Here is a 12,301-nt window from a genome sequence, read left to right on the forward strand (position 1 = left end):
CGGGGCTGGAGCAAGGGCAGATGGCGGTCAAGACGGACCATCGTGGCAACAGCCGGGTTGTTTTCGAGCGCGGGATACCGGCCCAGATGATGGGGATCGACGGCACCTGGCGGCGCGAGTGCACCATGGAGGACGTCTCCGAGAGCGGCGCCAAGCTGACCATCGACGGCTCGGTCGAGGGCCTGCATCTGAAGGAATTTTTTCTCCTGCTGTCGTCCACCGGACTTGCGTACCGTCGCTGTGAGCTGGCGTGGGTCAACGGCGACCAGATCGGCGTCAATTTTCTCAAGCTCGGCGACAAGAAGAAGAAGGCGCGTTCCACATCCGTTGGGGCGTGACGGCCACACCCGTCGTACAACCGTCACGGCAGGTGGTTAAGGCGGTTAAGACGCGGTGCGGCCAATTGCGGTCCGTGTTAGGATTGCTGCGTACGCGAACTTCAAAAGTTCTCAAGTCCAGGATTCCGGGAAAGACGAGTCTGAGAAAGCGAACGATGTCCGTCAAACCGACCAAAGCCATGGTGCTCGCTGCGGGGTTCGGGCTGCGCATGCGTCCGTTGACGGAGAAGATGCCGAAGCCGCTCGTGCCGGTGGCGGGCCAGCCGCTGCTGGATCATGTGCTCGACAAGCTCGGCGACGCCGGCGTGACCGAGGCGATCGTCAATGTGCACTATCTGCCGGACCAGATCATCAACCACACCGCATCCCGCCAGCATCCGCGCGTGACCATCTCGGACGAGCGCGACCAGGTGCTCGGCACCGGCGGTGGTGTGGTCAAGGCGCTGCCGCTGCTCGGTGACGCGCCGTTCTTCCATGTCAATTCCGACACGCTGTGGATCGACGGCGTGCGCTCGAACCTGGCGCGGCTTGCGGAAAACTTCGACCCTGAGCGCATGGACATCCTGCTCTTGATGGCGCCGACCGCGACCAGCATCGGCTATAGCGGCCGTGGCGATTACGGCATGCTGCCCGACGGCGCCCTGCGCAAGCGCAAGGAAAAAGAGGTCGTTCCGTTCGTCTATGCCGGCGCTGCGATCCTGTCGCCCTCGATCTTCGCCAACGCACCGCAGGGCGAGTTCTCGCTGACCAAGATGTTCGACCGCGCCAACGAGCAGGAGCGGCTGTTCGGCCTCCGCCTCGACGGCGTCTGGATGCATGTCGGCACGCCCGATGCCGTGCATGCGGCGGAAGAGGCATTTCTGGAGAGCGTGGCGTAAGCCGCTCTCGTGTCCCGGACGCGGTGCGGCGCGAAGTGCCGCTCCGCAGAGCCGGGACCCGGCAAGCTCACAAATTCGACCAAGCAGCATAGGCTCCGGCTCAGCAACGCGTCATTTCATGCCGCGTTGCGTCCGGGGGACGAGAGCGGTGTAAAGCGAACAGCGGGGACTATCTCCCCTCCACCCATATCCATTTGAATCCGCCTCCCTATATTGGCGCCTGATTCCCGAATCAGGCAGCCCATGCGCGTTTTCAGCGTTCCCATCTCAGTTCCGTTCCTGCGCACGGTCGTCTCGAGCCTGCTCGACGGCCGGCTGGTCGACGGATTCGAGGCGCGCAAGGAACCGGCGCGGCTTGCGGATGCCACGCTGTACCTGCCGACAAGGCGCGCCATGCGCGTCGTGCGCGAGATCTTTCTCGACGAGATGGCCGCCGATGCGGTGGTCCTGCCGCGCATCGTCGCGCTCGGCGACATCGACGAGGACGAGCTCGCTTTCGCCGACGAGGGCGAGCAGTTCTCCGGCGGAGCGCCGCTCGACATTCCGCCACGGCTTGGCGAGCTCGAACGGCGGCTGACGCTGGCGCAGCTCGTCGCCGCCTGGGCCAAGGGCCCGGTGCTGTCCCCGCTGGTGGTCGGCGGCCCCGCCTCGACACTCGCGCTGGCCGGCGACCTCGCACGCCTGATCGACGACATGGTGACGCGCGGCGTCGACTGGAGCGCGCTCGACGGCCTCGTGCCCGACATGCTCGACCGCTACTGGCAGCACTCGCTCGAATTTTTGCGGATCGCGCGCATCGCGTGGCCCGGCCATCTCGCCGAGATCAACCGGATCGAGCCCGCGGCGCGGCGCGACCTCCTGATCGCGGCGGAAGCCAGGCGATTGACCGCGCATCCCCATGGCCCCGTGATCGCGGCGGGCTCGACCGGCTCGATGCCGGCCACCGCAAAATTCCTGCATGCGGTCGCATCGCTGCCGCATGGTGCCGTGGTGCTGCCCGGCCTCGACACCGACCTCGACGACGACGCCTGGCGCAGCATCGGCGGCGTGCGCGATTCGCTCGGCAAGTTCGCGGAGCATCCGGCGTCGAACCATCCGCAATATGCCATGCACGCGCTGCTGGATCGCTTCGGCATCAAGCGCTGCGATGTCGAGCTGCTTCAACCGGCAGCGGACGGCGGCCGCGATCTGCTCGCCTCCGAATCGATGCGGCCATCTGCCAAGACGGAAGTCTGGCACGACCGGCTGAAGCAACCGGATGTCGCAGCGAAGATCGCCGGCGGCATGTCAAACCTCGCGGTGGTCGAGGCGCCCAATCCCGAAATGGAGGCCCTCGCGATCGCCATTGCGATGCGCGAGGCGCGCCATCTCGACAAATCAGCGGCGCTGGTGACGCCGGACCGCGCGCTGGCGCGGCGGGTGATGGCCGCGCTCACGCGATGGGATCTCGCCTTCGACGATTCCGGCGGCGACGTGCTGATGGAAACGTCCGCCGGCGTTTTTGCGCGCCTGGCATCGGAAGCGGCGACCAAGGGATTGGAGCCGCCGACGCTGCTGGCGATGCTGAAGCATCCGCTGTGCCGGCTTGGCCGGCTGCCTGGCGCATGGAAGGCGGCAATCGAGGGCCTCGAGCTTGCAGTCCTGCGCGGCACGCGGCCGCCTGCGGGCACCGCGGGCCTGCTGCGCGAATTCAATCGTTTCCGCGAGGAGCTGGCAAAGCTGTGGCGCAGCGAGGTCTCCGCGCTGCACCGTGCGGAGCCGCGTGCGCGTCTGAAGGCGGAGGACCTCGATCGCATCCAGGCGCTGATCGATGCCCTGCGACAAGCGTTGGCGCCGATCGAGAATCTCGCGTCATCGAAGCCGTACGACTTCGCCGAGCTCGCGCACCGGCACCGCGAGATCATGATCGAGCTTTCACGCGACGAGCAGGGCATCCCGCTCGCCTTCGAGGAGCGCGAGGGCCTGGCGCTCGCAGCCGCCTTCGACGACCTCCTGCGCGGCGGGACCACCAGCGGATTGATGGTGACGCTGCCTGACTACGCCGACGTTTTCCAGACCGCATTCGGCGATCGCGCCGTGCGGCGGCGGGACAAACCCGGCGCGCGGCTGCAGATCTACGGCCCGCTGGAATCGCGCCTGATGCAGGCCGACCGGATCATCGTCGGCGGCCTGATCGAGGGCGTCTGGCCGCCGGCGCCGCGCATCGATCCCTGGCTCAGCCGGCCGATGCGGCACGAGCTTGGCCTCGATTTGCCGGAGCGCCGCATCGGCCTCTCCGCACACGACTTCGCGCAACTGCTCGGCGGCGACGAGGTGATCCTGACCCATTCCGCCAAGGCCGGCGGCGCACCGGCGGTCGCCTCGCGCTTCCTGCACCGGTTAGAGGCGGTCGCGGGCGCCGAGCTCTGGAAGACGGCCATCCGCGCGGGCGAAAAATACGTGCAGTTTGCCGGCGCGCTGGACCAGCCCGACGAGGTCAAGCCGGTCAAGCAGCCCGAGCCGCGGCCACCGCGCGCGACGCGGCCGCTGAAGATGTCGGTCACCGCGATCGAGGACTGGCTGCGCGATCCCTACACGATCTACGCAAAGCACATTTTGCGGCTCGATGCGCTCGATCCCGTCGACATGCCGCTGTCGGCCGCCGACCGCGGCTCGGCGATTCACGATGCGCTCGGCGAGTTCACGGAAAGCTACGCCACGCGCCTGCCCGACGATCCCGCGCGCGTGCTGCGCGCGATCGGCGAAAAGTATTTTGCGCCGCTGATGGAGCGCCCCGAAGCGCGCGCGCTGTGGTGGCCGCGCTTCCAGCGCATCGCGCGCTGGTTTGGCGAATGGGAGACGGCACGCCGCGACGTGATCGAGGTCATCACTGCGGAGACGCGTGGCGAGATCTCGATCCGGCTCGACCACGAACGCAGCTTCCAGCTCTCCGCCCGCGCCGACCGCATCGAGCGGCGCCAGGGCGGCAGCTATGCCATCCTCGACTACAAGACCGGGCAGCCGCCGACCGGCAAGCAGGTCCGCATGGGCCTGTCGCCGCAGCTCACTCTCGAAGCGGCGATCCTGCGCGAGGGCGGTTTCCCTGACATCGACGCGGGTTCGTCCGTCAGCCAGCTCGTCTATGTGCGCCTGAGCGGCAACAATCCCCCCGGTGAAGAGCGCATCCTCGAGCTCAAGTATAGGCAAGGCGACGAGCCGCAGCCGCCGGACACGGCCGCCGCCGAAGCACGGGCCAAGCTCGAGGCGCTGATCCGCGCCTTCGAGGACGAGAATCAGGCGTACACCTCGCTGAACCTGCCGATGTGGACCAACCGCTACGGCACCTATGACGACCTCGCCCGGATCAAGGAATGGTCCGCGGCCGGCGGCTTGGGGATCGAGGAATGGTGAAGCTGCCGCGTCCCATTCCCGACGAAGTGCGTGCGCGGCAGGCGCGCGCGTCCGATCCGACTGCGTCGGCCTTCGTGTCGGCCAATGCCGGCTCGGGCAAGACCCATGTGCTGGTGCAGCGCGTGATCCGACTGCTGCTGTCGGGCGTGCCGCCGGAAAAGATCCTCTGCATCACCTTCACCAAGGCCGCCGCCGCCAACATGGCCGAGCGCGTGTTCACGACGCTTGGCCATTGGGTCACGCTGGACGACAACGCACTCGACGCGGCGATTAAAGCGGTCGGCATCCCACATCCCGATCGAAAAATACGCCGCGAAGCGCGAAAGCTGTTCGCCTGCGCGCTGGAGACGCCGGGTGGGCTGAAGGTGCAGACCATCCACGCGCTCTGTACCCGGCTGCTTCAGCAGTTTCCGTTCGAGGCCAACGTGCCGGCGCGCTTTGCCGTGATCGACGAGCGCGACCAGACCGACATGATGGAGCGCGCCAATCTGAAGGTGCTGCTCGAGGCCGCGCGCGATCCGGAGACGGTCACCGGCCGCGCGCTGCTCACCGCGATGGCGAGTGCGGCCGACGTCACTTTCAAGGAGGTCGTGCGCGAGGCCTGTCTCAGCCGCGATCATTTCATGGCCTGGACCGACGAGGCCGGCAACGCCGGGGCAGCTGCTGAGCAGATGGCGGCGGTGCTGGGCGTTGATGCGAGCGATCGCATCGAGGACGTCGAAACGGAGATTCTCGACGGCCCGTTCCTGCCGCGGTCGCGCTGGGACGACATCGCCTTCGCGCTGGAAGACGGCACCTCTTCCGACAAGAGCCAGGCCGCTCGTTTCCGCGAGGCCAAGGTGTTTTCCGGCGCTGCACAGGTCGATGCCTATCTCGGCGTCTTCCTCACGGACGAAAAGCTGCCGCGCAAGGCGGTGCTGACCAAGAAGTTTGGCGATCACAACCCATCCGTCGCCCGCCTGTTCGAGAACGAGGTGCAGCGCCTCAGCGGATTGATCGAGAAGCGCCGTGCGGTGACCATGCGCGACCGCACGGCGGCCCTGCTGCACATCGCGACCGCGGCCGCCGCAAACTACCGCCGCGAGAAGCAGGAGCGCGGGCTGCTCGACTACGACGATCTGATCGACAAGACGCTGGCGATGCTGAACCGCGTCTCTTCGGGCTGGGTGCATTACAAGCTCGATCGCGGCGTCGATCATGTGTTGATCGACGAGGCCCAGGACACCAGCCCGCGGCAGTGGGACATCGTCGCGCATATCATTTCGGAGTTCACCGCCGGCGAAGGCGCGCGTGAAGGATTGAGCCGCACGGTCTTCGCCGTCGGCGACGAGAAGCAGTCGATCTTCTCCTTTCAGGGCGCCCAGCCCCGAGAGTTCGACGCACGCCGGCGCGAGCTGCACCGCAAGTTCACCGCCGCCGGGCTGAAATTCGATCCGGTCGCCTTCACCTATTCGTTCCGCTCGGGCGCGGCGATCCTGCACTCGGTCGACCACGTCTTCCGCGAGCCCCAGATCTACAAGAGCATCCATTCGGTCGAGATCGGCCATCCCCTGCACAATGCGCTCGCCGATGCGGGCCCGAGCGTGATCGAGCTGTGGGATCTCGCCGAGCCCGACGACAGGCAGGAGATCGAGGGCTGGCGCGCGCCGTTCGATGGCGTCGCCGCCACCAGCCCCGAGGTGAAGCTCGCCCGCCGCATCCAGACCGAGATCAAGCAACTGGTCGAGAGCGGCACCCTGACCGGGCATGAAGGCGAGCGCCGCCCCCTGCGCTATGGCGACATGCTGATCCTGGTGCGCCGGCGCGGCAATGCGTTCGACGCCGTGATCCAGGCGCTGAAGCACGCCAATGTTCCGGTCGCCGGCGCCGACCGGCTTAAGCTGACCGAGCACATCGCGATCATCGACCTGATGAATCTTGCGGACGCGCTGCTGCTGCCGCAGGACGATCTCGCGCTCGCGGTTGCGCTGAAGAGCCCTCTGTTCGGGCTCGATGACGACGACCTGTTTCAGCTCGCCTGGGGCCGCAAGGGCTCGCTGCGCCGCGCGCTTGCAGAACATGCCGCCACAAGCGAGACGTTCGCCACGGCACTGCGGCGGCTTGAAGCCTGCGAGGCGCTGTCGCGCGACGAGACTCCGTTCGCCTTCTACGCCTGGCTGCTCGGCGGCGACGGCGGACGTGCGCGCATCCTGCGCCGGCTCGGCCATGAGGCCAACGACGCGCTCGACGAGTTCCTGGAGCTGGCGCTGAATTACGAGCGCAAGGCACCGGCCTCCCTGCAGGGTTTCATGGCCTGGCTGCGCTCGGCCGACACCGAGGTGAAGCGCGACATGGAGATCTCGCGCGACGAGGTGCGGGTGATGACGGTGCACGGCGCCAAGGGCCTCGAAGCCTCGGTCGTGTTCATGGTCGACACGACATCATCGCCCGCGGATTCGCAGCGGGTCCGGCTGATCCACGTGCCGCGCGGCAATGGCGGCGAGGTCGTGGTCTGGGCCGGGCGCAAGGCCGATGATCCCAAGCCCGTCGCCGACGCACGCAAGGCCATGATCGAGGAGACCGAGGACGAGTATCGCCGCCTGCTATATGTCGCGATGACGCGCGCGGCCGATCGGCTGATCGTCGGCGGCTGCATGCCCGGTAACATGAAGACGGTCCGCAAGCTGAGCTGGTATGACCTCATCGACACCGGGCTCACCGGCTCGGGCCTGGACAAGCAGACGATCGAGACGCCGCTCGGCAAGGTGACCCGATTCGCCCGGCCGGAGGATGTCGGGGCGCTCGGCACGCCTGCGATGTCGGTGGATCAATCGATCGCATTGCCGGACTGGCTGCGGACGCCGTTACCGCACGAGAGCGTCGATGACGATCCAGTGCGCCCCTCCGGCCAGTCGGCCGAGGAAGGCCGTAGCGTGCGATCAGGCGAATCGGTGCAGTCGCGCGCGATTGCGCTGCAGCGCGGCACGCTGGTGCACCGGCTGCTGCAATCCCTCCCCGACATCGCCCTCGAGCGCCGGCGCGACGCCGCGCTTGGCTTCATGGCGCGCAACGCGCCCGACTGGACGGAGGCCGACCGGACCGCGCTGGCCGACAAGGTTCTCGCCCTGATCGCCGAACCACGCTTTGCCCCGGTGTTTGCCGCCGGCAGCCGTGCCGAGGTCTCGATCGTCGGCCGATTGGACCGGCCCGGGCGGCCGCCAGCGCTGGTGTCGGGGCAGATCGACCGGCTGGTCGTTGGTCCGGACGAGGTTCTGATCGTCGATTTCAAGACCAACCAGGCGGCGCCCAAAAGCGCCGCTGAGGCGCCCGCCGCCTATGTCCGGCAGCTCGCGCTGTACCGGGCGGTGCTGGCGCGGCTTTATCCCCAAAAGCCGATCCGGGCCGTCCTGCTCTGGACCGAGGCCCTTGAATATATGGAGATTTCAGCCCCCGCGCTGGACGCGGCGCTGGCATCCCTTCATGTCGGCGTGAGCGTCCTTGACCCGGCAAGGAGCCGTTCATAGGTTGACGCCATGATCCGGGGCGCGATTCCACGTCGCGCCGATTCTCTTTCAACCGTACGAGGTGCTCCAATGGCCGTTGGCAAGGTTTCCGATACCGATTTCGAAGCCGAAGTGCTCAAGGCGAACGGCCCTGTGGTCGTCGATTTCTGGGCCGAATGGTGCGGCCCCTGCCGCATGATCGCACCCGCCCTCGACGAGATCGCCGGCGCGATGGGCGACAAGGTCAAGATCGTCAAGCTCAACGTCGACGAGAGCCCGAAGACCGCGTCCAAGTATGGCGTGATGTCGATCCCGACGCTGATGATCTTCAAGGGCGGCGAGATGGCCTCCCGCCAGGTCGGCGCCGCGCCGAAGGCGAAGCTTCAGCAGTGGATCACGTCGGCGGTCTGATCCGCTTCGCGCATAACTGAGAATTCTTCAACGGCCGGCAACACGCCGGCCGTTTTATTTTTGCTCGACGGCAATCACGCCGATCTCGTTTCGGCGAGTTTGGCGAGACTGGCGAGAACATCGGGAAAGTCCGACGCGACAGCCGGACCGATCTCGGACGCTTGCGGCCCTCGCGCGTCAACGGCGTAAACGATGCGCGTGCGTCCTGCCCCAAGGGATTCGATGCGATGGGCGACCTTGATGACGAGATCGCCGACCCGCGTTTCGTCGATGAAGCACGCGTTCTCGCGGATCTCGATCAGCTGCGAGCGCAGCGCCTCCTCGCCGGGAGGCTTCATCGTGAACCACGTCCCGGCCGCAAATGGCCCGCCAATGTCGATCTGCTCGATACCTGCGTTCCAGGTTTTCCAACCGGGCACATCGCGGAAGATGCTCCAGATCGTCTCCGGGGCTGCCGATGTCTCGACCGCGTATTCGCCCCGCCAGACATTGTCGTCGTTCATCGCACGCTGCCCTCTTTGATAAGTACGCTCATCATAAGCGCGCTTATTCAGGAGTCGAGGCAACCGGGACGAAGTGCCCCTATCCGATCCACCCCGTCGCCAATGCATTGGCCAGCTCCGGCTGGCCATTGCGGCGCGCGAGCGCGGCCATCGCCTCGTGGTCATATGCGACGTGCCGGAACGTCACCTGCCATGCACTCCCGACAAGCTCGAGGATCGCATAGCGCGCGTGCGGCGTACCGGCTTCGACGACATGCGGGAATGGATGCACGTCGCGATAGCCGGGGCTACCGACGCTGCCGGGATTGACGATCAGCCGGCCGTCGCGCAACCGCACCGCGCGGGCAAGATGGGTGTGGGCGCAGAGGATCAGCGACTGCGTGACGCCTTGCGCGAACTGCTCGATGCGGTCGAGCGGCGAGAGTGCGACGGTGCCGTCGGGGTGCACGGTATCGAGCCAATAGACTTCATCGTCATCAGGTGTCGCGTGACAGAGGAAGACCTGCTCGCCAAACACCCGCGTCATCGGCTGCGCGCGCAGCCAGTCGAGGTGGGCGGTGTTGAGCGCTTCGTAGGCGGGACGGTCCCACGAGCCCATCTTTTCCGGCGGGCGGTCGAGGAGGTAGCGGTCGTGATTGCCGAGCACGTGCACGGCGTCGAGCTGCATCAGGATCTCGATGGTCCGTCGCGCATCGAGCGGGCCGCTCAGCATGTCGCCGAGATTGACGATGTCGGCGATGCCCTGGGCGTGGATGTCGGCGAGCACCGCCTCCAGCGCGAGATGGTTTCCGTGGACGTCGGCAATCGCGGCGAAACGCATTGGCATTCTCGTCACTCTCGTGCCCCGGACGCAGCGCAGCGCTTCCCTCGCGATGCGAAGCATCGTCGAGTGCGGTGCGCTGCAGAGCCGGGGCCCATGTGGCCTCTGGGTCCCGGCTCTGCGCAGCAACGCTTACGCGTTGCAGCGCGTCCGGGACAAGAGACTATGCAGGAGGCGTGCCGTTGATGCCCAGCACGTGGCCGGCAAGATAAAGCGAGCCGGTGATCAGGATGCGCGGCGGCACTTCGTAGGCGAGCTTCGCCAAGCCGCGCAGCGCGGCTTCGATCCCGGGCGCGGTCTCGACGCGCATGCCGAGGCTGCGCGCGGCATCCGCGAGGCGGTCGACCGGCATTGCATTTTCGGTGTCGGGGATCGGCACCGCGATGATGTGACGGGTCAGGCCGGCGAAATTGGCGAGAAAACCTTGCGCGTCCTTGTTGGCCATCATGCCCGCGATCACGACCAGCGGCCGCGACACCCGCTCTTCGAGATCGCCGAGCGCGGCTGCTGCAACGCGCCCGCCTTCGGCATTGTGGCCGCCGTCGAGCCAGATCTCCGAGCCCTGCGGTCCGAGCGCGAGCAGCTCGCCCGAGGTGATGCGCTGCATCCGCGCCGGCCATTCAGCGCCGACGATGCCCGCCTCGAAGGCCGCCTGGTTGACCTTGAAAGCCGGAATCGCGCGCAGCGTCGCGATCGCAAGGCCGGCATTGTCGAACTGGTGACGGCCGAACAGGCGCGGCGCCGCCAGATCCATCAGGCCGCGATCGTCGGAATAGACCAGGCGCCCGTGCTCGACATTGACGTGCCAGCTCTCGCCCGCGGCAAGCAGCGGCGCGCGCATGCGCCTGGCCTGCGCCTCGATCACGGCCATCGCCTCGCCCGTCTGCTCGGCGCAAATCACGGGCACGCCGCGCTTGATGATCGCGGCCTTCTCGCCGGCGATGGAGGTCAGCGTATCGCCGAGGAAATCCATATGATCCATGCTGATCGGCGTGATCACGCAGGCCGCCGGCGTGTCGATCACATTGGTCGAATCAAGCCGGCCGCCGAGGCCGACCTCGAGCAGCACGACATCGGCAGGGTTCTGCGCGAACAGATGGAAGGCAGCCGCGGTCTTCAGCTCGAACACGGTCGCGGCTTCGCCGGCATTGACCCGCTCGACCTCTTCCAGAGCCGCGCGCAATTCATCGTCGCCGACGAGCACCCCGCCGCCGACGCGGCCGAGCCGGAAGCATTCGTTGATGCGGACGAGATAGGGCGAGGTGTAGGCGTGGACACGCAGGCCGGCGGCCTCCAGCGTCGCGCGCAGATAAGCGAGCGTCGAGCCCTTGCCGTTGGTGCCGGCGATGTGGATCACCGGCGGCAGCTTGTTTTCGGGATGGCCGAGCCGCTCGAGCAGGCGGTGCATCCGCTCCAGCCCGAGATCGATGCGCTTCTGATGCAGGGCCGACAGCCGCCCGATCAATTCACCGAGCGGCGGCTTTGCGCTGTCAGAGTACGCGTTCACGCGTGCGGCGCGGCCGGCGCCGTCTCGGCGGCCGAGACGATCTGCGCCGGACTGACGACCGGCTGCACTGATTTCGATGCGCCTTCCTGCGCCGGCGCCCTGGTCAGCAGGCGGCACAGCCGCGCCAGGGTCGGGCGCAGTTCGTGACGATGCACGACCATGTCGACCATGCCGTGATCCTTCAGATATTCGGCGCGCTGGAAGCCTTCCGGCAATTTCTCGCGGATGGTCTGCTCGATCACGCGCGCGCCGGCGAAACCGATCAGCGCGCCGGGCTCGGCGATCTGGACGTCACCCAACATCGCGTAGGACGCGGTGACGCCGCCAGTGGTCGGGTTGGTCAGCACGACGATGTAGGGCTGTTTCGCCTCGCGCAGCATCTGCACCGCGACCGTGGTGCGCGGCATCTGCATCAGCGACAGGATGCCTTCCTGCATGCGCGCGCCGCCGGACGCGGCGAACACGATGAAGGGCGACTTCTTCTCGACCGCGAGCTCCAGCCCGCGCACGATGGCTTCGCCTGCGGCCATGCCGAGCGAGCCGCCCATGAAATCGAAATCCTGCACGGCGACGACGACGGCGGCGCCTTCGAGCTTGCCGTAGCCGACCTTGATCGCATCGTTCAGATTGGTGCGAGCGCGCGCATCCTTGATGCGGTCGACATACTTTTTCTCGTCACGGAACTTGAGCGGATCGGGCGTGACGTCGGGCAGCGCGACGTCGTACCAGGTCTCGTTGTCGAAGATCGACTTCAGACGCGCCACCGCACCCATGCGCATGTGGTAGTTCGAGCCGGGGATGACGAACTGGTTGGCCTCGACGTCCTTGTAGAACACGAGCTGTCCGGAATCCGGGCACTTGATCCACAGATTCTCCGGCGTCTCCCGCCGCAGCATGTTGCGGATCTTCGGCCGAACCACATTGGTAAGCCAGTTCATGGTTTGCTCCGATGTGCGCGCCCCGCGGAAGGGC

9 protein-coding genes are annotated in these 12,301 nt (G+C 66.8%); 5 read left to right on the forward strand and 4 right to left on the reverse strand.

Annotation, left to right across the window (positions count from 1 at the left end):
* The first annotated feature begins 20 nt into the window (after positions 1-20).
* The 5 genes from AB7290_RS00420 (at position 21) to trxA (ending at position 8,499) form a co-directional block, all read left to right on the forward strand.
* Entirely contained in the window at positions 21-338 is a 318-nt protein-coding gene (locus tag AB7290_RS00420) for a PilZ domain-containing protein (protein WP_014490931.1), read from the forward strand.
* 155 nt (positions 339-493) lie between these two features.
* The gene (locus AB7290_RS00425; protein ID WP_071908906.1) at positions 494-1,216 is read left to right on the forward strand and encodes a nucleotidyltransferase family protein; all 723 of its coding nucleotides are present in this window, start codon (positions 494-496) and stop codon (positions 1,214-1,216) included.
* A 243-nt stretch (positions 1,217-1,459) separates the two neighbouring features.
* Complete coding sequence (gene addB, locus AB7290_RS00430) at positions 1,460-4,606, forward strand: double-strand break repair protein AddB (protein WP_085405029.1); 3,147 nt, start codon at positions 1,460-1,462, stop codon at positions 4,604-4,606.
* Positions 4,600-8,109, forward strand: a complete 3,510-nt coding sequence (gene addA, locus AB7290_RS00435; protein ID WP_085405028.1) for a double-strand break repair helicase AddA — start codon at positions 4,600-4,602, stop codon at positions 8,107-8,109. Before addB ends, addA begins: the two co-directional genes overlap by 7 nt.
* A 69-nt stretch (positions 8,110-8,178) precedes the next feature.
* Positions 8,179-8,499: a thioredoxin gene (trxA, locus tag AB7290_RS00440; RefSeq protein ID WP_007598398.1), complete on the forward strand. Its 321-nt coding sequence runs from the start codon at positions 8,179-8,181 to the stop codon at positions 8,497-8,499.
* A gap of 74 nt (positions 8,500-8,573) precedes the next feature.
* Here trxA and AB7290_RS00445 read toward each other — a convergent pair whose 3' ends face one another.
* The 4 genes from AB7290_RS00445 to accD form a co-directional block, all read right to left on the reverse strand.
* A complete protein-coding gene (locus AB7290_RS00445; RefSeq protein WP_085405027.1) occupies positions 8,574-9,002 on the reverse strand; it encodes an SRPBCC family protein in 429 nt (142 codons plus the stop codon).
* 79 nt (positions 9,003-9,081) lie between these two features.
* Positions 9,082-9,822: a metallophosphoesterase family protein gene (locus AB7290_RS00450; protein ID WP_085405026.1), complete on the reverse strand. Its 741-nt coding sequence runs from the start codon at positions 9,820-9,822 to the stop codon at positions 9,082-9,084.
* A 163-nt stretch (positions 9,823-9,985) separates the two neighbouring features.
* Positions 9,986-11,329, reverse strand: a complete 1,344-nt coding sequence (locus AB7290_RS00455; protein ID WP_085405025.1) for a bifunctional folylpolyglutamate synthase/dihydrofolate synthase — start codon at positions 11,327-11,329, stop codon at positions 9,986-9,988.
* Entirely contained in the window at positions 11,326-12,267 is a 942-nt protein-coding gene (gene accD, locus AB7290_RS00460) for an acetyl-CoA carboxylase, carboxyltransferase subunit beta (protein ID WP_063980168.1), read from the reverse strand. Before accD ends, AB7290_RS00455 begins: the two co-directional genes overlap by 4 nt.
* Positions 12,268-12,301: the final 34 nt, after the last annotated feature.

The sequence above is a fragment of the Bradyrhizobium sp. 613_E4_N2_2 genome (genome assembly GCF_052075995.1).
Lineage (GTDB): Bacteria > Pseudomonadota > Alphaproteobacteria > Rhizobiales > Xanthobacteraceae > Bradyrhizobium > Bradyrhizobium barranii.